Source organism: Actinomadura oligospora ATCC 43269 (assembly GCF_000518265.1).
GTDB lineage: Bacteria > Actinomycetota > Actinomycetes > Streptosporangiales > Streptosporangiaceae > Spirillospora > Spirillospora oligospora.
The window spans coordinates 166799-193602 of record NZ_JADG01000003.1 but is presented as its reverse complement, the minus strand read 5'-3'; the positions used below and the strand labels follow the sequence as shown (position 1 = coordinate 193602).

Below are 26804 nucleotides of genomic sequence, written 5' to 3'. Positions count from 1 at the left end.
TCACCGTCCCGGACCGTGATCTCCAGCGTGCGCCGGACGCCTATATTTCTTCGCTATCCCGGCTATCCCGGCCGTCCGGACGGTCCAGGCCGTCCAGTCCGTCCGGGCCGTCCGCCGGGTCGTCGGTCAGGCGGATCCGGTTGCCGCTGCGGACGGCCGGGCTGACGGCCGCCGTGATCGTGATGAGGAGCATCACGACGCCCACGCCCGCGAGCGTCGCGGTGGAGCCGAACCCGCTCAGCAGGAAGCCCGCGCCCATGACCCCGAACGAGTTGGCGCCCGAGGTGACCAGCAGCACGACGCTGCTGATCCGGCCCTGCATGGCGTCCGGGGTGATCCGCACCTGGTAGACGCCCGCGGTCACGTTCATCACCGCGCCGCAGAACGTCATCCCGGCGAACAGCAGGCCGAGCAGGACCAGGTCGTCGGTCAGCGCGACCGCCGGCATCAGGACGGTCCAGGCCGCGAACGACAGGGTGATGATGGTCGCCAGCGGCAGCCGCTTCACCCACCACGAACCCGACAGGGCCCCGAGGACGCCGCCGACCCCCGACACGACGCTGATGACGCCGACCGCGGCGGGCGAGCCGCCGCTCTCCTTGACGATGACCACCAGCGCCAGGCTCAGGACCTGGAAGAGGATGTTGGTCGCGGCGACCAGGACCACGGCCGCCCGCAGGAACCGCTGCCGCACCAGCCAGCCGATCCCCTCGCGGATCTCGGTCTGGAGCCGGCGCGGCTCGTCCTGCCGCTCGGTCTGGAAGTCGCGCCTGATCAGCAGCAGCATGACGAACGCCAGCGCGTGCCCGGCCGCGGTCACGACGAACGGGGACCACCGGACGAGCGCGAACAGCGAGCTGCCCGAGGGGCCGCCGATCAGCCCGAAGGCCCGTCCGCGCGCCTCGTTCTGCGCCAGCGCGGCGGGCAGGTGCCGGGGATGCACGACGTTGCGGACGGCGGCCCGCTCGGCCAGCCGGTAGAAGATCGTCGCCGCGCCCTCGACGAACGCGGCGGCCATCAGGTGCGGCAGCCAGACGTGCCCGTACAGCAGCGCGACGCCGACGCTGCCCATGGCGGCGAACCCGGCCACGTCGCACCAGATCATCAGCCGCCGCCGGTCCCAGCGGTCCACCAGCACGCCCGCGGGCAGCTGGACGAGCAGCGTCGGCAGCAGCGCCGCGAAGCCCACCAGGCCCGCGCCCGCCGTCGAGCCGCCCTGCCAGATCATCACCAGCGGGTAGGCGACCACGCTGATGCGCCCGCCGAGCATCGACAACCCCGCGCCGAACCACAGCATGAGGAAGTCGCGATTGCGCCGCAGCGGCGCGGTGGGCTCGGTCGGCTCGTCCGGCGCGGCGACCTCTTCGACGATCTCGCTCACGCGATCACCCCGCCCATGGCGTCGACTCCGGCCAGCAGCGCGCGCACCGCGTCCCGGCCGGACGAGCCGTTGGTGAGGACGACGGCCCCGGTGCCCGCGCCGAGCCGCAGCATCGTGAGGGCGTGGTAGCCGACCGGCTCGCCGCCGTGCCCGAACCCCGGATCCCCTCCCCCCGGATCCACGACCGTTCCGAGGCCGTAGAACGGGCCGTCGTGCTGCGCGGTGAGCATCTGCCTCGCGTTCTCCGCCGACAGCAGCGCCAGCGGACGGCCGAGGTGCGAGCGGCGGACCTCCAGCGCGAACCGGGCCATGTCCGCCGCGGTCGTCCAGAGCCCGGCCGCGGCCATGTCCGGGCGGAGGAGCCAGCCGCCCTCGACCGGCGCGCCGGTCTCGTCGTGCCCGCGCGCGGCCCGGCGGCCCGGTTCCTCGGGGAAGGAGTGCTCGAAGCCGCTCCCGGTCATCCCGACCGGGCCGAGGACCAGGTCGCGCATCAGGTCCGGGAACGCCCGGCCGGTGGCGTCGGTCATGACCTGCTGGAGGACCGAGTAGTGCACGTTGGCCTTCCGGAAGACCGTCCCCGGCTCGAGGTCCATCGTCACTGGCGGGTTGGTCGCGGGCGGGCGGCCGTGCAGCACGTCCGTCACCGTCGGGACCGGCCCCCCGCGCGGGTACCCCTTGCCCGGGTTGGGCGCGAGCCCCGACAGGTGCGCGAGGAGGTGCCGGACGGTGACGCGCGCCCCGTCCGGAACGCGCCAGGCGGTGAGGTGGGCCGCGACGTCCTCGTCGAGGCCCAGGACGCCTTGGTCGACCAGGCGGAGCACGGCGAACGCCGTGACGTGCTTGCTCATCGAACCGACCTGGAAGCAGGTGTCCGGGGTGACGGGGTCGTTCCCGCCCGCCACGAGCACGCCGCGCGTCTCCAGGGCGACCACCTCGCCGTCGCGGATGATCGCGGCGCTGAGCCCCGGCACCCCGTCCTGAAGCGGTTCCGCCTCCGTGGGGCTCGGAACGGACGCCGCCGCCTTCCGCGGTTCGGGTTGGGGTTCGGGTTGGGGTTCGGGTTGGGGTTCGGGGAGTGGTTCGGCCGCGTCGATCGCCGCGGCGAGGTCGCGGAGGGTCTCGTGCTGGTAGAACATCAGCAGCGTCACCGGCAGCCCGGCCTGCACCGCCTCCAGGACGACCTGGATGAGGAGGATGGAGTGCCCGCCGAGCTCGAAGAACCCGTCGTCCCGGCCGACCCGCTCGACCTTCAGCGCGCGGCTCCAGATGTCGGCCAGGCCGCGTTCGGTCGGCGTCGCGGGCTCGGCGTGGGGCCGGTCCGGACGCGTCCCGGTCGCGGGCAGCGCCGCCCGGTCGAGTTTGCCGTTGGCGTTGAGCGGCAGGGCGTCCAGCCGGACGAAGACCGCCGGGACCATGTGCGCGGGCAGCTCGGCCGCGCAGTACGCGGCGAGTTCGGCCTCGCCCCCGTCGGGCCCGTCGCCCGGGACAGCGTCGGCTGGGACGACGTAGGCCACCAGCCGGACGTCGCCCGCCTCGGTGCGGTCCGCGACCACGGCCGTCTCCCGGACCGCGGGATGGGCGGTGAGCAGTGCGGCGACGGCGCCGGGCTCGACCCGGTGTCCGCGGATCTTGACCTGGTGGTCCAGCCGTCCGAGGAACTCGGTGGCTCCGTCCGGCCGCACCCGGACCAGGTCGCCCGTCCGGTACAGCCGCGATCCCGGGGGGCCGAACGGATCGGGCACGAACCGCTCCGCGGTCAGCGCGGGCCGGTCCAGGTAGCCGCGCGCGACGCCCGCGCCCCCGACGAACAGCTCGCCCGCGACACCGATCGGCACCTCGCACAGGTTCTCGTCGAGGGTGTGCGTGCGGACGCCGGGCAGCGGCGCTCCGATCGGCACCACCTCGCCGTCCGCGGGCGCGGTCACCGGGTGGACGGTCGCGCCGACCGCGGTCTCGGTCGGTCCGTACTCGTTCACGAGCCGTCCCGGTCCGAGCCGGTCGAGCCACTGCCCGGCGAGCCCGGCGGGCAGCGCCTCGCCCGCCACGACGACCACCCCGGCGAGGCCTGCGGCCTGCTCGGGCGTCACCTGCCGGGACAGGATCTCCAGGTGGCCGGGGGTGAGCTTGAGGAAGGCGAACGGGGCGTGCCGCACGAGTTCCTCGCCGAGTCCGGTCAGCTCCAGGTCGGGCGGCAGCAGGCGCACCGGCCGCCCGGTCATGAGCGGCGCCCACAGGTTGGGCACGACCAGGTCGAACGCCACGGACGAGAAGACCGCCGAACCGCCGGGCCCGCGTTCGGCGAGCTCCGCAGCGGCCCAGCCGACGTGGTTGGCCAGCGCGCCGTGGGTCACCTGGACGCCCTTGGGCCGTCCCGTCGAGCCCGACGTGTAGATCACGTACGCCGCCTCGTCCGGGTGCGGACACGCGGGCGGGTGCGGCACCGGTGCCGGGGCGTCCTCGAGCCGTTCCACGGTGAGGACGGCGCCGCCGAAGACCTCGCCGAGCGGTTCGGCGAGGCCGAGGCCGTCCCGGGTCAGCAGCGCCACCGCGCCCGCGTCGGTGAGGGCCTCGCCCAGCCGCGCGGCGGGGTGGGTCGGGTCGAGCGGCAGGTAGGCGGCTCCGGATCGCCACACGCCCAGCAGGCCGGAGATCAGGTCCACGCTCCGGTCGAGCAGGACGCCCACGACGTCGCCGGGGCCCGCGCCGAGGTCCCGCAGCCGGGCGGTGACGGTGTCGGCCCGCTCGACGAGCCCCGCGCAGGTGAGCACGTCCTCGCCGCAGACGACCGCGACCGCGTCCGGCGTGCGGACGGCCTGGTCGGCGATCCGTTCGGGCACGGTGCGCGTCCCGTGGACGGCCTCCGGCCCGGTCGCGGCGCGCCGGAGCGTCTCGCCCTCGCCCTCGGGTAGGCAGACCTGCCGGGAGTCGCCGTCCGGGTCGGCGGCCATCGTGGCGAGCACGGCCCGGTACATCGCGGCGAGCCGCCCGGCGTTCTCCTCCGACAGCACCCTGGAGTTGGTGTGGAAGGTGAGCCGGGCCGCCTGCACGGCGACGGTCAGCGGGAACTCGTTGGTGCTGAAGCAGAAGTCGAGCCTGCGGTCGACCGGTCCCTCCTCGGGCTGGTCGAAGTCGATGTAGCTGAAGTAGACGTCGATGAGGCGTTCGCCCCCGGCCAGGTCGTGCTGGATCGCCGACATCGGCAGGTGCCGGTGCTCCCAGATCCGGGCCTCGGTGGCGAAGACCCGGGCGACCAGGTCCCGCCAGCTGCCGGAGTCCCGGGTCATGACGACCGGGAGGGCATTGAGGCTCATGCCCGCGACCCGGTCCGCGTCGATCACCTGGGCCCGCGAGTGGCACATCAGGCCGGTGACGAACGCCCGCTCGTGCGTGAGCTGGCTCAGGACCTTCAGGTGCGCGGCCAGCAGCACGCTCTTGATCGGCACGTCGGCGCTGCGCGCCAGCTCGTCGATCCCCTCCATCAGATCGTCGAAGTGGACCTGATGGAGGTGGACCTCGCCGGGGCCGGACGAGACCGCGCCCCAGCCGTCCGGGAAGGTGAACTTCGCGGCGCCGTCCAGCGCCGACCGCCAGAAGTCGCGGTCGCCGTCGCCGGACAGGGCGGCGCGCTCGGCCGCGACGAAGTCGGCGAACCGCACGTCGGGGGCGGTGTGGGGCTCGGGCTCGCGGCCGTCGCGGTAGGCGCGGAAGAGGTCGAGCGCCTGGGTGCGCAGGAGGTAGAAGCTCCAGCCGTCCAGGATGACGTGGGACTGGGCGAAGGTCACCTGCCAGCGTCCGCCCGCCAGCCGGTGGACGGTCAGCCGCATCAGCGGGGCCGTCCGGTGGTCCAGGGGGGCGTCGGCCTCCGCGTCCAGGTGCGCGGCGAGCGCCGGTCCCTCGGCGTCCGCGTCCAGGTCGCGGGCGTCCACCACGCGCAGCCGGATCCGCGCCTCGCGGTGGACGAGCTGCAGCGGCTCGGAGTAGCGCTCCAGGTCGATCGAGGTGCGCAGGATCTCGTGCCGGGCCACCAGCTCGTCCATCGCCCTGCGCAGGGCGTCCTCGTCGAACGGCTCGGCCGCCGAGAAGCCCACGGTCTTGACGATGTGGTAGTTCGGGCGGCCGGTGCCGGAGAGCGTCTCGACGAGCATCCCGGCCTGCCCCTGGGTGAGCGGGTAGGCGTCGACGACGTCCGCGGGCAGCCGCTCACGGTCCCGTTCGGCGATGAGCTCGAACGGGGCGACCCTGGCCTCCGACTCGTGGATCTCGGCGCGGTCCGCCAGCGCCTCGGCGAGCCCGGCGACGGTCCGGCGGGACAGGACGTCCGGGACGCCGACGTCCAGTCCGCCCGCCCGCAGCGCGCCGACCAGCGACACCGCGCGGATCGAGTCGCCGCCGAGGTCGAAGAAGCCGTCCTCGACGCCGACGCCCTCCACCCCCAGCACCGCGGACCAGACCGTCGCGATCCGCTGTTCGAGCGCGGTGCGCGGGGCGACGTAGGCCCGCCGGGCCCGCAGCGCGGCGGCCCCGGGGGCCGGGAGCGCGCGCTTGTCGAGCTTGCCGTTGGGCGTGAGCGGGATCCGGTCCAGCGCGACGAACACCGCGGGCACCATGTACTCGGGCAGGGTCCCGGCCAGCCGGTCCCGCAGGACGGCGGCGTCGGGCCGTTCCCCGTCCGCCGGGACGAGGTAGCCGACCAGGGCGGGCTCGCCGCGCCCGTCGTCGCGCAGCAGCACCACGGCGTGCTCGACCGCCGGGTCGGCGGCGAGGGCGGCCTCGATCTCGCCGAGCTCGACCCGGAACCCGCGGATCTTGACCTGGTCGTCGATGCGTCCGGCGAACTCCAGCGTGCCGTCGTCCCGGCGGATCGCCAGGTCGCCGCTGCGGTACATCCGCGCCCCGGGCGGGCCGAAGGGGTCGGGCAGGAACCGTTCGGCGGTGAGGCCGGGACGGCCGAGGTAGCCGCGGGCCACGCCCGGACCCGACACGTGGATCTCGCCCGCCACCCCGTTCGGCACCCGGTTGCCCTCCGCGTCCAGCAGGTGGACGCGCAGGTCGCTGAGCGGGCGGCCGACCCCGTTGCCCGCCTCCGGGTCCAGGTCGCGCCTGGTGATCCGGTGGTAGGTCGTGTGGACGGTGGTCTCGGTGATCCCGTACATGTTGACCAGCGCGGTGCGGGCCAGGCCGCAGCGTTCCGCCCAGGGCCGCAGCTCGGGGATGTCGAGCCGCTCCCCCGCGAACACGACCGCGCGCAGGGAGAGCCGCCTGATCCGCGGGTCGCCGGACGCCGCCGCGCTCACCAGGGAGCGGAACGCGGTCGGGGTCTGCGACAGCACGGTGACCTCCTCCTCGACCAGCAGGTCGAGGAGGTCCTCGGGCGAGCGGGACACCTCCGTGGGCACCAGCACCAGCCGTCCGCCGTTCAGCAGCGCCGCCCACATCTCGAACACCGAAACGTCGAAGGCGTAGGAGTGGGACATGGAGACCACGTCGGAGTCGTCGAAGGCGTAGTGCTCCTGCGCGGTCGTCATGAGCCGGACGACGTTGGCGTGCGTGACCGCGACGCCCTTGGGACGGCCCGTCGATCCGGACGTGTAGATGGTGTAGGCGAGGTTGCCGGGCACGATCGTCGGCGCGGGCGCGGCAGCGCCGTCCTGCCCGTCCTCGGCCTCACCGGCGAGCACGGCGGCCTCCTCCGGGGCGTCGAGGACGATCATCGGCCCGCCGTGGATCGTCCGTGCGAGCCCGGTGCGTGCGTCGTCGGTGACCAGCAGGTCCGCGCCCGCGTCCTCGACGATGTAGCGGAGCCGGTCGGCCGGGTTGCCCGGGTCGAGCGGGAGGTATCCCGCCCCGGACTTCAGGACGCCGAGCAGCGTCGGCAGCAGGTCCGGGCCGCGGCCGAGGCAGACGCCCACGAGCCGCTCGGGTCCGGCCCCGAGGGCCCGCAGGCGGCGGGCGAGCCGCTCGGCGCGCTCGTCCACCTCGGCGTAGGTGAGGGTCACCCCGCCCGCGGTGACGGCCGCGCCGCCGGGCGCGCGCGCCGCCTGCTCGGCGAACAGCTCGTGGAGGCAGGCTCCGACGGTGGCCTCGGGCGCGTGCTCGGCCCGGTCGTCGGCGTCGCCGCCGGGCGCGTACATGGCGAGCGCGTCGCCGTCCGGACCGGCGGCCATGTCCTCCAGCACGGCGCGGTACATCCCGGCGAGGCGTTCGGCGGCGGCGCCCCCGATCGCCCCGGTGTGGGTGCTCAGGTAGAGGCGGTCGCCGCGGTTGTGGACGGTCAGCCCGATCCCCGACTCGACCGGCGCGTTGCTGATGCGGCGGCCGGTGTCGACGGCGTCGGTGTCGACCTGGTGGAAGTCCAGGTAGTTGAAGTACACGTTGACCAGGCGCCCGCCGCCCCACTCCCGCTGGATGTCGGGCATCGGGTAGCGGCGGTGCGGCCACAGCTCGACCTCGCGGTCGAAGGTCCGCCGGACGAGGTCGCCCCACGTCCGGGCCCCCCGGTCCGTCGCGAACGGGACGGTGTTGAGGTACATGCCGTAGACCCGGTCCGCGCCGAGCTCCTCGGGCCGGGTGTCGCAGACCAGGCCGGTGTGGAACGCCCGCGCGTCGGTGATCTGGCTCATCACCTTGAGGTGGGCGGACAGCAGCACGGCCTTCAACGAGACCCCGGTGGACGAGGCGAGGGCTCGCAGGCCGTCGCCGAGATCCTCGAACGGCACCTGGGCGTACACCGGCTCGACCCGGGCCTCGGTCCCGGCCGTCCCGGACGCCGTCGGGGACGCGGACGTCGCCCAGCTCGCGGGCAGCGCCAGCGGCGCGTAGTCGGAGGTGATCCGCCGCCAGTAGCCGCGGTCCTCGGCCGACTCCAGCGACGTCAGCTCGGCCGCGACGGCGTCGGCGAAGCGCACGGCGGGCGCCGCGTACGGCTCGGGTTCGAGGCCGTCCCTGACCCGGTGGTAGACCTCCAGCAGCTCCATCAGCAGCAGGTGGTAGCTCCACCCCTCGGTGATCAGGTGCGCCTGGGTGAACGTCAGCCACCAGGCCTCGTCGCTCTCCTGGTGGGCGAACATCCGCAGCAGCGGCGCGGTCTCCAGGTCGAACGCGTCGGCCCGTTCGGCGGCGACGAACTCCCGCAGGATCCGCTCGCCCGCCGCGCCGGTCACATCGGGCACGTCCCGCAGGTCCCGCGTCCCGACCCGGACGCCGGCCGCGCCGCGCGGGTCGTGGACCAGCTGCATCGGCGCCGAGTACCCGGTGAGGTGGATCGAGGTGCGCAGGATCTCGTGCCGCGCCACGAGCGTGCGCGCGGCCTCGGCGAGCGCGTCCACGTCGACCGGGCGTTCGTCGAGGATCCGGAAGGTGTTGACGATGTGGTACGCCCTGTGGCCGCCGTCGGCGAGCATCTCGACGAGCATGCCGGTCTGGTTGCGGGTCAGCGGATAGGCGTCGACGACGCCCTCCGGCAGCGCGGCGCGGTCCTCCTCGGAGATCAGCTGGAACGGCTCCACCAGGGCGCGGTCGTCGCCGGTGAGCCGCTCCCGGCCCGCGAGCACCGCGCAGAGCCGGGCCACCGTGCGGTGTTCGAGGACGTCCCGGACGGCGACGTCCAGGCCCTCGGCCCGCAGCGCGCCGACCAGCGCGACCGCGCGGATCGAGTCGCCGCCGAGGTCGAAGAACCCGTCGTCGACGCCCACCCGCTCGGCGTCCAGGGCACGCCGCCACGCCTCGGCCACGCGCCGCTCCAGCGGGGTGCGCGGGGCCACGTGCTCGCCGCGGGCGAAGTCGGCCTCGCCGGGGACGGGCAGGGAACGCCGGTCGAGTTTGCCGTTGGAGCTCAGCGGCAGCCGCTCCAGCGCGACGAACGCCGCGGGCACCATGTAGTCGGGCAGCGTGCGGGCCAGCTCCGAGCGCAGGCCGGCCGGGGCGGGGCGGGCGCCGTCCTCCGGGACCAGATAGGCGATCAGGCGCTCGTCGCGGACGACCACCACGGGCTGCCGGACCCCGGGAGCGGCGGCGAGCGCGGCCTCGATCTCGCCGAGCTCGATCCGGTGGCCGTGGACCTTCACCTGGTCGTCCAGGCGGCCCAGGAAGTCCAGCGAGCCGTCCGGCAGCCAGCGCGCGCGGTCGCCGGTGCGGTACAGGCGGGCTCCGGCGGGACCGTGGGGGTCGGGCACGAACGCCGCCGCGGTGAGGTCGGCGCGGCCCCGGTAGCCGCGTCCCACCCCGGAGCCGCCGACGCACAGCTCGCCGGGGACACCGACCGGGACGGGCTGCAGCCACTCGTCCAGGACGTACAGCCCGGTGTTGCGGACCGGACGGCCGATCGGCACCCGCGTCTCGGTGGACGCGCCGTCCTCGGCGGTGATCACGGCGTGCGTGACGTCGTCGGAGCACTCGGTCGGCCCGTAGGCGTTCACCACCGGGATCCCGGGGAAGCGGGCCGACCAGCGGGCGCACAGCTCCGGCGGCAGGGCCTCGCCGGTCACCACGAGCCACCGCAGGTCGGGCAGGGCGGGAGCGGCGACGCCGCCGTCCCAGGTGTCGAGCGCCGCGCGCAGCAGCGACGGGACGACCTCCAGGACGGTGACGCGGTCGGCGGCGACCAGCGCGAACAGGCCCTCCGGGTCGAGCGCGGTCGGCCCGTCCACCACCCGGACGCCGCCGCCGGCGACCAGGGCGGCCAGCATCTGCCACACCGAGATGTCGAAGGCGGGCGAGGCGTTCAGGACGACGGAGTCGGCGGCGGTCAGATCGAGGTCCTCGATCTTGGCGAGCAGGTGGTTGCCCATCCCGCGCCCGGTCACCATGGCGCCCTTCGGCCTGCCGGTGGACCCCGAGGTGTAGATGACGTACGCCAGGTGGTCGTGATCCTGGTCGGGATCGGCCGCGGGGAGGGCGTTCGCGGACGGCTCCGGCCACTGGTCGGGGTCGTCCAGCAGGATCGTGGCGCGCCCGTCGGTGGGTGCGACCTCCAGGAGGTCACGGCAGGTGAGGACGGTGTCCAGGCCCGCGTCCGCCGCGATGTGGGCGAGCCGCTCGGGCGGTGACTCCGGGTCGAGCGGCAGGTAGGCGCCGCCCGCCTTGAAGACCGCGAGCACGCCGAGGATCAGCTCCGGCGACCGGCCCGCGCAGATGCCGACCAGCGTCTCCGGGCCGACGTCCAGCGCCCGGAGCCGGTGCGCGAGCCGGTCGGCGCGCGCGTTCAGCTCGGCGTAGGTGAGCGCCTCGCCGTCCGCGACGACGGCGACGGCGTCCGGGGTCTCGGCGGCGTGCCGCTCGAACTCGGTCCGGACGCGGATCGTCTCGGGTTCGGCGGCGGTCGCGGTCAGCTCGGTGAGCAGCAGGGACCGCTCCCCCGGCTCCAGGCAGGCGGCGCGGGCGTCCCCGTCGGCGTCGGCGGCCATCGCCGCCAGGACGGCCCGGTACATCCCGGCCAGCCGCTCGCCGTTGGCGCGGGTGAGCACGCTCGTGTCGGTGCTGAGGCTGAGCCGGTCCGGACGGCAGTGCACGGTCAGCCCGAACTCGGTGCGCGAGTCACCGAGCCGCAGGTCGGCGCCGCCGCCCTCCCCGGACGCGTTCGCCCGGCCGAAGTCGAAGTAGTTGAAGACCACCTCGACCAGGCGTCCGCCGCCCCACTCCCGCTGGATCGCGGGCATCGGGTGGCGGCGGTGCGGCCACAGCCCGGCCTCGCGGTCGAAGACCTGCCGGACGAGGTCGAGCCAGGTGCGGGCGGTGCGCCTCATGCCGAACGGCACCGTGTTGAGGTGCATCCCGTACACCCGGTCGGCGCCGAGGATCTCGGGGCGGGCGTCGCAGATCAGCCCGACGTGGAACGCGGCGGCGTCGGTCAGCCCGCTCATCACCTTCACGTGCGCGGCGAGCAGGACGCTCTTCATCGAGACGCGGGCCCGCGCGGCGAGGACGTTGAGGGGCCCCTCGAGATCTCCCAGCTCCACCCGGACGTCGTAGGGCTCGCCCGGCCCGGTCCCGGCCTCGCCCCAGCCCTCGGGCAGGGTGACCGGCGCGTGGCCGTCGACGACCTCCCGCCAGTAGGCGCGGTCCTCCTCGGAGTCGAGTGAGGCCAGCTCGGCGGCGATGAAGTCCGCGAAGCGCACGGGTGGCGCCTCGTAGGGCGCGGGTTCGAGGCCGTCCCTGGTGCGGCGGTAGCAGTCCAGCAGCTCCGCGAGCAGCGAGTTGTGGCTCCAGCCCTCGGTGACGGCGTGCGGGCGGGCGACGGCCAGCCACCAGCCGTCGTCGTCGGCCACGAACGCGGCCAGGCGCAGCAGCGGCGCCACGGCCAGGTCGAACGGCTCGTCCCGCGCCGCCGCGAGCAGGTCCATGAGCGCGGGCTCGCGCTCGCCCTCGGGCAGGTCCCGCAGGTCGCGGGCGCTCACCGGGACCTCGACGGTCTCGTGGACGACCTGCATCGGGACCGAGTACGAGCCGAGGTCGAGGGAGGAGCGCAGCACGTCGTGCCGCCGGACGACGGTCTGGGCGGCGGCGCGCAGCGCGTTCTCGTCGAAGGGCCGCGGGTCGGGGATCCTGTAGGCGGCGAAGCTCAGGTAGTGGCCCTCGCCGCCCATCATCTCCACGAGCATGCCGATCTGGGCCTGCGACATCGGATAGGCGTCGGCGACCCCGGCGGGCAGCGCGGCCCGGTCGGCGGGTGTGAGGAGTTCGAACGGCTCGACGGCACGCCGGGCTTCGGCGAGGGCGTCGCGTCCCGTCGCGGCCTCGGCCAGCCCGGCGACGGTGGGGGCCGCGAAGAGGTCGCGGACGGAGACGTCGTAGCCCTCGTCGCGCAGGGTGCCGACCACGACGATGGCGCTGATCGAGTCCCCGCCGATCTCGAAGAAGGCGTCGTGCGCGCCGACGCGGGCGCGGCCGAGCGCCTCGCCGAAGACCGCCGCGACGCGTTCCTCGGCGGGGGTGCGCGGGGCGAGGAAGCCTTCGTCCTCCTGCGTCTCCCCCGGGTCGGGGAGGGCGCGGCGGTCGACCTTGCCGTTGGCATTCAGCGGGATTGCCGCCAACTCCACGAACACCGCCGGAACCATGTGCTCCGGCAACGCCGCCGCACAGTGCTCACGCAGGCCGGACACGTCTCCCGCAGGGACGACGTAGGCGATCAGGCGCTCGTCACGGGCGATCACCACCGCCTCGGCCACACCCGGATGGGTGGCGATCCGGGCCTGGATCTCGCCGGGCTCGATCCGGTAACCGCGGATCTTCACCTGGTCGTCCAGGCGTCCCAGGAACTCGACGGAACCATCGGGCAGCACGCGCACGAGGTCGCCGGTGCGGTAGAGGCGTGATCCGGCCGGGCCGAAGGGATCCGGCACGAACCGGTCAGCCGTCAGCTCAGGACGGCCTACGTAACCGCGCGCGACGCCAACTCCGCCAACGAACAGCTCACCGGTGACACCGATGGGGACCAGACGCATGTCGGCGTCCAGGACGCGCATGGTCATCCCGGGCAGCGGACGGCCGATCGGCACCACCTCACCGGCCACATCACCCACGACCGGGAACACGCACGTCCCCACCGACGCCTCCGTCGGCCCGTACTCGTTGATGATCCGGGTGGTGGGCGCCAGTTCCCGCCACGCCTCCAGCGTCCGCCGCTCGAACGCCTCGCCAGCGACGACGAGCGTCGCGGTGAGGCTCCGGGCCTGGTCACCGTCGATCTGGTGGACGAGCATCTCCAGGTGGGACGGGGTCAGCTTGACGAACGCGAACGGGCCGGACGCCGCGAGCCACTTCCCGAGGTCGGCGAGATCGCCGTCCTGCGGGAACAGATACGCCGGACGGCCGGCCACCAGCGGAGCCCACAGATTCGGCACCTGAAGGTCGAACGCCGCCGACGAGAACACCGGCGCGCCCCCGTCGGCCTCACCGATCAACTCCCCGGCAGCCCAGCCCACATGGTTCGCCAGACCGCGATGCGTCACCTGCACGCCCTTCGGACGCCCCGTCGAACCGGACGTGAAGATCACGTAGGCGGCGCGGTCCGGGTCCGGAGTGCGTTCGGGCTTGCTGGACGCCATGGACCGGACGTGCTCGGCCTCCTCGTTCAGGAACGCCTCGTCCAGCAGCAGGCAGGCGCCGGCGTCCGCCAGCATCGACGCGGTCCGCTCCGCCGGAGCGGAGGGCTCCAGCGGCACGAACGCCGCCCCCGCCTTCCACACCGCCAGCAGGGAGACCACCAGGTCGGCACTCCGGCCCAGCAGGACGCCGACCACCGACTCCGGGCCCACGCCTCGTCCGATGAGGTGCCTGGCGAGGCGGTTGGCGCGGGCGTCCAGCTCCCCGAAGGTGACCGGGGCTCCCCCGGCGACCAGCGCGACCGCGCCGGGGGACACCGCGGCCTGAGCCTCGACCAGCTCCGGCACCGACCGCGAACGCTCCGGCGTGGTCGCCTCCGGAACGAGAGCCCCCGCGCCCCACGACAGCAGCCGCTCCAGCTCGTCCTCCGGCAGCGGGACGGCGTGCGGGTTCCCGTCGAGGTCGTCGGCGATCGCCTCCAGCGCGGCGCGGTACATGGCCGCCAGCCGGTCGGCGTTCTCCTGGGTCATGGTGTGGGAGTCGGTGCGCAGGGTGAGGATGCCGCCCAGCACGGTGACGCCGAGCGGGAACTCGGTCGCGCTGGCGTTGATGCCGTTGCCCTCGTCCTCGGCCAGGTCCGACCCGACGTTGTCGAAGTCCATGTAGCTGAAGAAGACGTCGGCGACACGGCCGCCGCCCCGCTCCCGCTGGATCGCGGGGAGCGGGAAGTGCCGGTGCGGCCACAGCTCGACCTCGCGGTCGAAGACCTGTCCGGCCAGCTCCCGCCACGTGCGGGCGGTCCGGTCCATCGGGAACGGCAGCGTGTTGAGCAGCATGCCGAGCACGCGATCGGCGCCCGGGGCCTCCGGCCTGACGTGCGTGACGAGCCCGGTGTGGAACTCCGGCTCGGGCGTGATCCGGCTCAGCACGGCCAGGTGCGCGGCGAGCAGGACGCTCTTGAGCGAGACCCCGGCCTCGGCCGCGCGGGCGCGCAGTGTCGGCTCCAGGTCGCGGAACGACAGGCCGGAGCGGATGTCGACCGGCGGGAGGGCGTCGTCGCCGCGCCAGCCGCCGGGCAGGGTGAGCGCGCCGCGTCCGCCGACGATCTGCTTCCAGTAGGCGCGGTCCTCCGCCGAGTCCAGCGCGGCGAGCTCGGCGGCGACGGCGTCGGCGAACCGCACGGCGGGCCGTTCACCGGACGGTTCGCCGGGCCGTCCGGCGAGCGTGCGCTCGTAGGCGTCGACCAGCTCGCCGAGGAGCAGGTGGTAGCTCCATCCGTCCAGGAGGGCGTGGCTCTTGACGAACGTGCAGCGCCAGGTGTCGTCGTCGTGCAGGTGGACGAAGACGCGCAGCAGCGGCCCGCCGACGTCGTCGCCGAACCCGCGCGACCGCTCCGCGGCGACGAAGGCGGCGAGGGCGGCCCGTTGCTCCTCCTCGACCAACCCGCGCAGGTCGCGAACGTCGCAGGGGATGTCGGCGCTGTCGTGGACCAGTTGCATCGGCACCGAGAGGCCGTCCAGGTCCATGGACGAGCGCAGCACCTCGTGCCGCTCCACGACGGTGTCCAGGGCGTCCTGGAACGCCTCCGGGGAGAACGGACGGCCGCTGCGGATCCGGAAGGACGTGACGTCCACGTAGCTGTTGCGGGTGTCGTCCGCGAGCATCTCGACGAGCATCCCGGCCTGGTTCTGCGACAGCGGGTAGGCGTCGACGACGCCGTGCGGCAGCCGGGCGCGGTCGGTCTCGGAGATCAGGGCGAACGGAGCGACCGGGGCGAACGGCATCGCCGCCTGGGCGGACGTGCCGTCGGCCGACCGCTCGGCGAGCCGGGCGCACAGGCCCGCGACCGTCCGGTGCTCCATGACGTCCCGGACGCCGACCTCGAACCCGTCGGCGCGCAGCGCCGCCGCGAGCACGACGGCCCGGATGGAGTCGCCGCCCAGCTCGAAGAACGGGTCCTCGACGCCGACGCGGCCGACGTCCAGGACCTCGCCCCACAGCGCGGCGACCCGCTCCTCCAGCGGGGTGCGCGGCGCGACATGGGAACGTCCGACGCCCGCGGCCTCGCCGGTGGGGACGGGCAGGGCGCGCTCGTCGAGCTTGCCCGCCCTGGTCAGCGGGACGCGGTCGAGCCTCACGAACGTGCGCGGCACCATCGGGTCGGGAAGCCGGGCCTCGCAGTGCACGGCCAGCCGGTCCGCCTCCTCCCGGCCCAGCGGCTCTCCGCCCGGCTCCTCCTGGTCGGTGACGACGTAGGCGACGAGCCGGAGCCCGCCTGACGCGTCCCGCCCGGCGACGACCGCCGCGTCCCGGACGCCCGGGGCCTCGCGCAGCACGGCCGCGACCTCCCCCGGCTCGACCCGGTGGCCGCGGATCTTCACCTGGCCGTCGCGGCGGCCGAGCACCTCGGCGTTCCCGTCCGGACGCAGCCGCGCGAGGTCGCCGGTGGCGTACAGGCGCGCCCCGGCCGGCCCGAACGGGTCCGGCACGAAACGCTCCGCCGTCATCGCCGGATCGCCCGAATAACCGCGCGCGACGCCGACGCCGCCCACGTACAGCTCACCGGCGACGCCGAACGGGACGGGCTCCATCAGGTCGTCCAGGACGCACAGGGTGGTGCCCGGGATCGGGCGCCCGACGGGCACCACGCTCTCCGGGCACGGCTCGGTCACGGTGAACGCGGCGTCGGCGACGGTGATCTCGGTCGGGCCGTACTCGTTCACCACCCGGCCGCCGCCGAGCAGCCCCGACCACCGCGCGGCGACCGGGCCGCGCAGCGCCTCCCCGCCCACCACCAGCGTCCCGGCGAGCCCGGCGGCCCGGTCCCCGTCGAGCTGGTGGTCGAGCATCCCCAGGTGGGACGGGGTCAGCTTGACGAAGTCGAACGGGCCGGTCGCGACAAGCCATCCGCCCAGGTCGGCGAGGTCGCCGTCCTGCGGGAACATGTGGACGGGCCGTCCGGCGACCAGCGGCGCGAACAGCGTCGTGACCGACAGGTCGAAGGCGACCGAAGAGAACAACGGCGCACCACCCGCCACACCCGCGCCAGGCCCGCCGTCGCGGCCGATGTACTCCGAGGCCGCCCAGGACAGGTATCCGGCCAGGCCCCGGTGGGTGACCCGCACGCCCTTCGGACGACCGGTCGACCCGGACGTGTAGATCACGTAGGCGGTCGAGTCCGGATCCCGGTGAACCGGCTCCGACACGACCTCCTCGGACGCCATCAGGTCGGAGACCAGCAGGCGGACGCCGCCGAAGCGGCCGTCGAGCAGTCCGGCGTACGCGTGCTCGGTCACCACGACCGGAGCGCCCGCGTCGGCCAGGACGTGGGCGAGCCTTTCCGCCGGGTCGGACGGGTCCATCGGCACGTACGCCGCGCCCGCCCGCCACACTCCCAGCAGGGTCGCCATCAGGTCCGCGCCGCGTCCGAGCAGCACGCCGACCACGGTCTCGGGGCCCGCGCCGAGGTCGCGCAGCCGACCCGCGATCCGTCCGCTCCGCTCCCACAACTCGGCATAGGTGACCGGCGCATCGCCGGCCGTCCCCGCCGCGCGGGTGACCGCGACCGCCTCGGGGGTGCGGGCCGCCTGCTCCTCGATCATCGAGCAGGCGTCGGTCGCCTCCGGGACGTCCGGCCCGGCGGCCAGGCCGTCCAGGATCCGGTCGCGCTCGCCGGGCGGCAGCAGGGTGCGCTCGGCGTCGCCGTCCGGGGCGGCGGCCATCGCCTCCAGGACGGCGCGGAACATCGCGCCGAGCCGGTCGGTGTCCTCGAGCGTGAGGTGGTGCGAGTCGGCGGTGAGGATGACGTGGCCGACCCGCGAGGAGATGGTGAGCGGGAACTCGGTCGGCGCGTCGTCGCTGCCCTCCCGGTCGTCGACGAGGGCCGTGTCGACCTGGTGGAAGTCCTGGTAGTTGAAGTAGACGTCGATCAGCCGCCGCCGTCCTCCGGCCCGCCGCCGGATCTCGGGGAACGGGAAGCGGCGGTGCGGCCAGAGCTCGACCTCGCGCTCGAACGTGCGGCGGACGAGCTCCCGCCACGTCCGGGCGCCGCGGTCCACGGCGAACGGCAGGGTGTTGAGGTACATGCCGTAGACGCGGTCCGCGCCGAGCACCTCGGGCCGGGCGTCGCAGACCAGCCCGACGTGGAAGGCGGGCTCCTCGGTGAGCTGGCCCATGACCTTGGTGTAGGCGGCGACGAGCACGCTCTTCAGCGACGTTCCGGCGCTGGTGGCGAGCGCGCGGAGGCCGTCCTCGAGGTCGTGCCACGGGATGCCGACCAGGTGCTTCTCGCTCGGCTTGGGGTCCGGGCCCTCGGGTGGGGGCCGCTCACCGGACCAGGCGGCGGGGAGGGTGAACGCGGCGTACCCCTCGACCACGCCGTCCCAGTAGTCGCGGTCCTCGCCCGACTCCAGGGACGCGCGCTCGGCGGCGATGAAGTCGGCGAAGCGGACCGCGGGCGGGTCGTGGGGCGCGGGCTCCCGGCCGTCCCGGATGGCCCGGTAGCAGTCCAGCAACTCCATGAGCAGGGAGTGGTGGCTCCAGCCCTCGAGGATCGGGTGGCACTCGGTCACCGCCATCCAGAACCCGCCGTCGCCGGTCAGGTGCGCGTGGAAGCGCATCAGCGAGGGTGTCCCGAGGTCGAACAGCGCCGCCCGCTCGCGGGCGGAGAACTCCGCCAGGGCCGCCCGCGTCTCCTCCTCGGGGAGCGCGGTGAGGTCGTGGACGCCCATCGGCATCTCGGCGGTGGCGTGCACGAGCTGCAGCGGCACCGAGTAGCCGGTGAGGTGGATGGACGTGCGCAGCGCCTCGTGGCGCGCGACGACGATCCGGCCCGCCGCGAGGAAGGCGTCCGCGTCGAAGGGAGCGCCGTCGTTGATCCGGAAGAGGGTGACGTTGTGGTAGGCGTTGCGGCCGTCCTCGGCCAGCATCTCGACGAGCATGCCGATCTGGTTCTGCGACAGCGGGTAGGCGTCGGTGACGCCGTCCGGCAGCGCGGCCCGGTCGCGCTCGGGGATCATCTCGAACGGCCGGACGAGCGCTCCGCCCCGGTCCGGGAGCGCGGGGCGGGAGGCGGCCAGCTCCGCGAGCGCGGCGACCGTGCGGTGCGCGAAGACGTCCCGGACCGAGACGTCCAGGCCGCGTGCGCGCAGCTCGCCGACGAGCGCGACCGCGCTGATCGAGTCGCCGCCCAGTTCGAAGAACCCGTCCAGGACGCCGACGCGCCCGACACCGAGGACCTCCGCCAGCACGGCCGCCACCTGGGCCTCGCCGGGCGTGCGCGGCGGGACGTGCGCCCCGAGCTCGCGGACCGCCGATCCGTCCGGCTCGGGCAGGGCGCGCCGGTCGAGCTTGCCGTTGGGCGTGAGCGGGATCGCCGCCAGCGGCACGTACACCGCGGGGATCATGTGGTCGGGCAGCGTGCGGGCCAGCAGTTCGCGCAGCTCGCCCGCACCGGGGACCTGTCCGTCCTCGGCGGGGACGAGGTAGCCGACGAGCCGCTCGTCGCGGACCACGACGACGGCCTGACGCACCCCGGGATGCCCGGACAGCGCGGCCTCGATCTCGCCCGGCTCGACGCGGTGGCCGCGCACCTTCACCTGGTCGTCCAGGCGGCCGAGGAACTCCAGGCCGCCGTCCGCGGTGCGCCGGGCGCTGTCGCCGCTGCGGTACATCCGCGAGCCGGGCGGGCCGAACGGGTCGGGCACGAACCGTTCGGCGGTCAGGCCCGGCCGGTTCAGGTAGCCGCGGGCGACGCCGGGCCCGGCCACGTGGATCTCCCCCGGGACGCCGACCGGCACCGGGTCGCCGTGCGGGCCGAGGAGGCGGATCGCGAGGTCGGCGAGCGGTTCCCCGACCCGGTTGCCGGACGCGGGGCCGAGGTCGTCCCCGGTGAGCCGGTGGTAGGTCGAGTGGACGGTCGTCTCGGTGATCCCGTACATGTTGACCAGGGCCGGGACGTCCAGGCCGAGCCGGTCGGCCCACGGGCGGAGCTCCGCGGTCTCCAGCCGCTCGCCCGCGAACACGACGGCGCGCAGGGCGAGCCGGTCGATCCGCCCGTCCCCGTCGGAGGCCGCCGCGACGAGCCCGCGGAACGCCGTCGGCGTCTGGCTCAGGATCGTCACGCCGTTGTCGGCGAGCAGGTCGAGGAAGTCGTCCGGTGAGCGGGTGACGTCGCGGGGCACCACGACGAGCGTCCCGCCGGACATCAGCGCGCCCCACATCTCGAAGACCGACACGTCGAAGGCGTAGGAGTGGAACAGCGACCAGACGTCCGCCGCGCCGAACCCGTACCGCTCGTGGGCGGTGGTCATCAGCCGCACGACGTTGGCGTGCGTGAGCGTCACGCCCTTCGGCCGCCCAGTGGAGCCGGAGGTGTAGATCACGTAGATCGCGTTGCCGGGGACCGAGCGGTTCGGCGGGTTCGTAGCTGGCGCGTCCGCGTCGTCCCGTCCGACCACGACGGTGGTGCCGTCGTGGACCTTCCCGGCCAGCTCCAGCAGTTCGGGCCGGGTCACGATCACCCGCACGCCCGCGTCGGCCGCCACACCCGCGAGCCGTTCCGGAGGGTTGACCGGGTCGAGCGGGACGTAGGCCGCGCCCGACTTCAGGACGCCGAGCAGGGTGGGGATGAGGTCCGGGCCGCGTTCGAGGCAGACCCCGACCAGCGACTCGGGGCCGACGCCGTGCGAGCGCAGGTGGTGGGCGAGCCGGTTGGCACGCTCGTTGACCTGCGCGTACGTCAGTTTCTCGCCGCCTGCGACGACGGCGGTCGCGTCCGGGGTCTCGGCGGCGCGCTCCTCGAACAGCTCGTGCGCGCAGCGGGTGACGGGCGGCCGGGCCGCGGGTCCGGCGAGGACGAGCGCCCGTTCGGCGTCGTCCAGGATCTCCAGGCGGGACGCGGGCGTCGCGGGGTCGTCGAGCGCCGCCTCCAGCAGGGAGCGCAGGTGCCGGGCGGTCCGCTCGACCGTGGCCGCGTCGAACAGCGACGTGGCGTAGCGGAGCCGCGCGGAGAACGCGCCGCCGGATCCCTCCATGACCTGGAGTTCGAGGTCGCACTTGGCCGGGCCGGAGCCCGAGCCGAACTCCTCCACCCGCACGCCCGGCATCTCGACGCCCTGGTTGCGCTCGCCGTGCATGGTGAAGGCGGCCTGGTAGAGCGGGGTCCGCGACATGTCGCGCTCGGGCTGGAGCTCGTCCACCAGGCGGGCGAACGGCACGGCCTGGTGGTCGTGGGCGTCCAGCACCATGTCCCGGCCGCGGTCGAGCAGGTCCGCGAACGACGGGTCGCCCTCCCAGGACGCCCGCATGACCAGGGTGTTGATGCCGTAGCCGATGAGGCGCTGGAGTTCGGGCCGGGTCCTGCCGGACACCACGGTTCCCACGGGGACGTCCTGCCGCCCGGTGTAACGGGCCAGCAGCACCTGGAAGGCGGTCAGGAACACCACGAACGGCGTCGTCCGGTGGCGCGCCGCCAGTTCCCGCACGCGCTCCCCCAGCGCTTCGGGGACGTCGAACGACAGCTCGGCACCCGCGTGCTCGCGGACGGCGGGCCGCGGCCGGTCGGTGGGGAGGTCGAGGGGCGCGAGCCCGGCGAGACGGTCCCGCCAGTAGGCGAGCTGGCCTTCCAGTGCGTCACCGGCCAGTTCCCGGCGCTGCCAGGCCGCGAAGTCGGCGTACTGGACGGACGGCTCCGGCAGCTCGGCCGACGTTCCGGACGGCCGCGTGGGCTCGTCCGAGGCGAAGGCGCGGTAGAGCGCGGCCAGCTCGGTGCCGAAGACCTGGCACGACCAGGCGTCGCAGGCGATGTGGTGGAACACGACGACGAGCACGTGGTCGTCGTCCGCGAGGCGCACGAGCGTGCCGCGCACCGGCCAGCGGTGTTCGAGATCGAACGGCTTCCCGGTCTCGCTCGTGACGAGCCGGTCGGCGAGGGCCTCGCGTTCGGCGGCGGGGTGGCCGGTCAGGTCGGCGTCGTCCAGCGGCGGGACGTCGCGGGGCTCGTCGATGACCTGGACGGGGGCCGCGCCCGCCATCGCGTAGCGGGTCCGCAGGATCTCGTGCCGGACGATCATCTCGCGCCACGCGCGCTCCAGCGGCTCCCGCTCGACCCGCCCGCGCATCCGCAGCACCAGCGGGACGGCGTACTCGGCGCTGTCCGGGTCCAGCCGGTGCAGGAACCACATCTGCTGCTGCCCGTACGACAGCGGCAGGGGGCCGGTGCGGTCGGCGCGGCCGATCGCCGCGGCCCGGCGCCCGGACCGGCCGCGTCCGGCGCCCCGGAGGCGGCGCCGGATCAGCTCGTCGCGGAGCGCTCCGGCGTCGGGCGCGTTCTCGTCGATGCTCATCTGTCCTGCCCCTCCAGGGGAAGCGGGTCGGCGAGCAGGTCGGCGTCCGAGAGGCTCGCGACCTCCGCGCGGACGCGGGCCTCCACGTCCAGTGCCAGCGCCGCGATGGTCGGGTTCTCGAAGACGGTCCGGACCTGCAGATCGATGTCGAAGGCCTCTTGGATCTCGGCGATCAGCCGGATGGCGACGATCGAGTTCCCGCCGGCCTGGAAGAAGTTGGCGTGCACGCTCACGGTGGCGCCGAGGAGCTCGGCCCAGATCTCGGCGATGCGTTCCTCGACGATGGTGCGGGGCTCGACGATCTCGTCCTCGCCCGCTCCGGAACCGGGGTCGGGGAGGGCGTGGCGGTCGACCTTGCCGTTGGCGTTCAGCGGGATCGCCGCCAGCTCCACGAACACCGCCGGAACCATGTGCTCCGGCAGCGCCGCCGCGCAGTGCTCACGCAGGCCGGACACGTCTCCGGCGGGGACGACGTAGGCGACGAGCCTTTCGTCGTGGGCGACGACCACGGCGTCGGCCACCGCCGGGTGCGCGGCGACGACCGTCCGGACCTCGCCCGGCTCGATCCGGTACCCGCGGATCTTCACCTGGTCGTCCAGGCGTCCCAGGAACTCCACGGAACCATCGGGGAGCACGCGCACCAGATCGCCGGTGCGATACAAACGCGAACCGGCCGGACCGAACGGATCAGGCACGAACCGGTCAGCGGTCAACTCGGGACGACCCACATAACCGCGCGCGACACCGACGCCGCCCACGAACAGTTCGCCCGCCATTCCCACGGGGACGAGGCGCATGTCGGCGTCCAGGACGCGCATGGTCATCCCCGGCAGCGGACGGCCGATCGGCACCACCTCACCGGCCACAGCACCCACGACCGGGAACACACACGTCCCCACCGACGCCTCCGTCGGCCCGTACTCGTTCAGGAGGCGTCCCCGCGCGTTCACCCTCGCCAGCGGTACGGCCAGTGCCGACGGCAGCGCCTCACCCGCGATGACGAAGTTCTCGGCCAGCCCGCGCAGCTCGTCCGCCGGGAGCTTACCGGCGAGGATCTCCAGGTGAGACGGCGTGAGTTTGATGAACGCGAACGGGCCGGACGCCGCGAGCCACTTCCCGAGGTCGGCGAGGTCACCGTCCTGCGGGAACAGATACGCCGGACGACCCGCCACCAGCGGAGCCCACAAGTTCGGCACCTGAAGGTCGAACGCCACCGACGAGAACACCGGCGCACCACCCTCAGAATCACCCACCAACTCGCCAGCAGCCCAGCCCACATGGTTCGCCAGACCCCGATGCGTCACCGCCACGCCCTTCGGACGGCCCGTCGAACCCGAGGTGAAGATGACGTAGGCGATCTGGTCCGGGTCGGTGGTCCGGTCCGGCCGGACGACCGGCATGCGAGCGATCTCGTCCGAGTCCTCGTTCAGGACCGCCTCGGTCAGCGTCAGCGAGGCACCGGCGTCCGCCAGCATCGCGGCGGTCCGCTCAGCCGGAGCGGACGGCTCCAACGGCACGAACGCCGCCCCCGCCTTCCACACCGCCAGCAACGACACCACCAGCTCGACACCCCGACCCAGCAGCACCCCCACCACCGACTCCGGGCCCACACCCCGTCCGGCCAGGTACCAGGCCAGGCGATTGGCGCGGGCCTCCAACTCCCCGAAGGTGAGCGAGCCGTCGTCCATGGCCACGGCGACCGTCCCGGGCGACTCGGCGGCCCGCGCCTCGACCGCCTCGGGAACCGTCCTCGTCGCCCCGGGCAGCGGCGACTCCGAGACGGGGACTCCCTCACCCCACGCCAGCAGCCGCTCCAGCTCGTCGCCGGGGAGGAGCCCGAGCGCGCCCACCGGGGTGTCGGGCCGGGCCGCGACGGCCTCCAGGAGCAGGCCGAAGCGACCGGCCATCCGCTCGACGGTCGACGGCTCGTACAGGGCCGTGGCGTACTCCAGGCCCCCGGCCATCGTCCCGTCGGGCTCGCGGCGCATGAACAGCGTCAGGTCGGTCTTGGCGACGCGCCAGGCCCGGACGTAGGCCTCCAGGTCGTCCCCGCCGGCCGAGGCGGTGAGCTCGTCGTCGTGCAGGTCGAAGGCCGCCTGGTAGAGCGGGGTGCGGGACAGGTCGCGGTCGGGGGCCAGGTCCTCCACGAGCCGCTCGAACGGCAGCTCCTGGTGGGCGAAGGCGTCGCGGCAGGCGTCCCGGACGCGTCGCAGCGCCTCCTCGAAGGTCGCCTCCGGGCCGAGGGCGCAGCGCACGACCAGGCTGTTCAGGAAGAACCCGACGACGCCCTCGACCTCGGGACGGTGCCGTCCGGCGACCGGCGTCCCGACCGGCACGTCCCACTCGCCGGTGTGGCGGGCCAGCAGCACGCCGAACGCGGTGAGCAGCGTCATGAACGGGGTCGCGTCGTTCCGCCGTCCGACGCGGGTGAGTTCCTCGACGACGGCCCGGGGAACGGTGAACGGCACGAGGGCGCCGCGCGGGTCCCGCACGGGCGGCCGGGCGCGGTCGGGGCGCGGCGACAGCGGGGACGACCCGGCGAGGACGCGGCGCCAGTGGCCGAGCTCGGCCTCGATCGCGTCCTCGGTCAGCCGTCCGCGCTGCCAGACGGCGTGGTCGGCGTACCGCACCGGCAGCTCCGGCAGGACGCCCGGCCCCTCGCCGAGCAGCACCCGCAACTCGCGCTCCAGGATGGCGGCCGACCACCCGTCGCAGCAGATGTGGTGCATCGTCACGACCAGGACCCGCTCGCCGGGGAGGACGGCGAGCGCGGCGCGCATGACCGGGCCGTCCCGCAGGTCGAAGCCCCGGCCGAACTCCTCGTCGAGCAGGGCCGCGAGACCCCCGCGCGCGACCTCCACCGTGCGGAACTCGGCGGGGCCCGGAGGGTCGATGAGCTGGACGGGCTCACCGTCCACCACGTCGTACCGGGTGCGCAGCGTCTCGTGCCGGGCCACCAGCGCGTCCAGCGCCCGGCGCACCGCGTCTGCCGGGATCCCGTCGGGGACGCGGACGAGGAGCGGCGACACCCATTCGGAGCCGCCGGGACTCATCCGGTCCAGCACCCACAGGCGGCGCTGGCCGAACGACAGGGGAAACCCGTTCTCCCCGGGCACGCGCACCACGCCGACGTCCCCGTCGCCGGACTCTTCGGGGTTCTCGCCGGAGGGCGGGGCGATCAGGCGGGCCTGCTCCTCGACGGTCGCGGCGGCCAGCAGCCCGGGCAGGTGGATGTCCCGGCCCGAGGCCGTCCGCAGCCGGTTGGCCAGCCGGGTGAGCTGGAGCGACGTGCCGCCGAGCCGGAAGAAGTCATCCCGGGCGCGCACGCCCTCGACCTTGAGCAGCTCCTCCCAGAGGTCGGCGACCAGCCGTTCCTCCGGTGTCCGTGGCGGCGAGTCGGGCGCCCAGGGCAGGTCGCCCGCCTTCGCCGGGTCGGGCAGCGCCGCGCGGTCGACCTTGCCGCTGGAGTTGAGCGGGAAGGACTCGATCTCGACGAACGCCGACGGAACGTGCGTGCCCGGCAGCCGTTCGCCGAGGAAGTCGCGCAGGTCGCCGGCGAGCTCAGCGGGGCCGAAGTCGGCGTCGGCGGTCAGGCGGACGTAGGCGGCCAGGCGGAGGCCGAGCCCCTCGGTCTCGTACGGGGCGACCACGGCCTGCGCGACCCGGGGATGGGCCGTCAGCGCCGCCTCCACCTCGCCGGGTTCGATGCGGACGCCGTTCACCTTGACCTGGTGGTCGAGGCGGCCGACGAACTCCAGCGTGCCGTCGTCGCGCCAGAAGACCTGGTCGCCGGTGCGGAACAGCCGCGAGCCCGGCGGGCCGAACGGGTCGGGCACGTACCGCTCGGCGGTCAGGTCCGGACGGTTCAGATAGCCGGGGCCCACGCCGATCCCGCCGATGTGCAGCTCACCGCGCGCGCCCGGCGGCACCGGACGGCCCGCCCCGTCCAGCACGATCACTCTCATGCCCGGCATGGGCCTGCCGATCGCGACCGGCCCCGACACCTGGGCCGGGTCGAAGCGGTGTGCGGTCACGTCCACCGAACATTCGCTCGGCCCGTAGGTGTTGACGACCTCGACCGGCACCCGGTCGCGCAGCCGCCGGGCCAGCTCCGCGTGCAACTGCTCGCCGCCCGACAGGACAAGCCGGAGGTCCGCACAGCCGTCCCAGCCCGGCTCGTCCACCAGCGCGCGCAGCAGGGACGGCACCAGCTGGACGATCGTGATCCGGTGCGCGGCGATCGCGCGAAGCAGCGCGGCCGGGTCGCGCTCGGCCCCGTCCGGCGCCGCCACCAGCGTTCCCCCGCCGACCAGCGGCGCGAACACCTCGAGCTGGGCGGCGTCGAACGTCATGGCCGTCTTGTGCAGGAGGCGGTCGCCGGGCGAGAACGCGTGCGCGCGCGCCAGCCAGCCGACCGCGCCCGCGAACCCGGCATGGTCGATCACCACGCCCTTGGGCTCGCCGGTCGAACCGGACGTGTAGAGCACATACGCGATGTCGGGCCCGGTCACCGGCTCGAGCGTCGCCCCGTCCGGGACGGCCGCCTCGGCATCGCTCATGACGACAGCGCGGGCGCCCGCCTCCCGTGCGGCCTCCGCACCCGCGCCCCCGGTGGCGTCGGTGAGCACCAGGTCGGCGCCGGTGTCGCGGATCATCCACGCGAGCCTGCTCCGCGGATGGCCGGGGTCGAGGGGCACGTACGCCGCCCCCGACCGCCACACGCCGAGCAGCGCGACGACCAGATCGGCGCCGCGGGGCAGGCACACGCCCACCCGCGCGCCCCGTCCCGCCCCAAGCCCGCGCAGGCGGTGCGCGAGCCCGTCGGCCCGCGCGTCGAGCTCGGCGTAGGTCAGCTCGCCCGCCCCGTCCACGACGGCGACCGCGCCGGGCGACTCGGCCGCCCTGCGGGCGATGAGGGCGGGAACGGTGGCGGTCTCCCCGGGCGGGCCCGGCACGAAGGACATTGAGACTCCCAGGCGGAAGGCGGGCAGGCGGAAAGCGGGCAGGACGGAACGGACGCCCGGCGGTCGGGCGCCGAA

At 74.5% G+C, this 26804-nt stretch carries 3 protein-coding genes; all 3 read right to left on the bottom strand.

Annotated elements, in window-relative coordinates:
• Positions 1-40: 40 nt before the first annotated feature.
• The 3 genes from P696_RS42320 to P696_RS0100825 are packed head-to-tail and all read right to left on the bottom strand — an operon-like array spanning position 41 to position 26729.
• Complete coding sequence (locus P696_RS42320) at positions 41-1381, bottom strand: MFS transporter (protein WP_064743834.1); 1341 nt, start codon at positions 1379-1381, stop codon at positions 41-43.
• Positions 1378-21765, bottom strand: coding sequence for a non-ribosomal peptide synthetase (locus P696_RS0100830; RefSeq protein WP_026410862.1), 20388 nt, complete (start codon positions 21763-21765; stop codon positions 1378-1380). The genes P696_RS42320 and P696_RS0100830 overlap by 4 nt, the downstream gene beginning before the upstream one ends.
• Positions 21762-26729 carry a non-ribosomal peptide synthetase gene (locus P696_RS0100825; protein WP_034482679.1) on the bottom strand — a complete coding sequence of 1656 codons (4968 nt, stop codon included), beginning with the start codon at positions 26727-26729 and terminating at the stop codon, positions 21762-21764. Before P696_RS0100825 ends, P696_RS0100830 begins: the two co-directional genes overlap by 4 nt.
• Between the last annotated feature and the right edge of the window lie 75 nt (positions 26730-26804).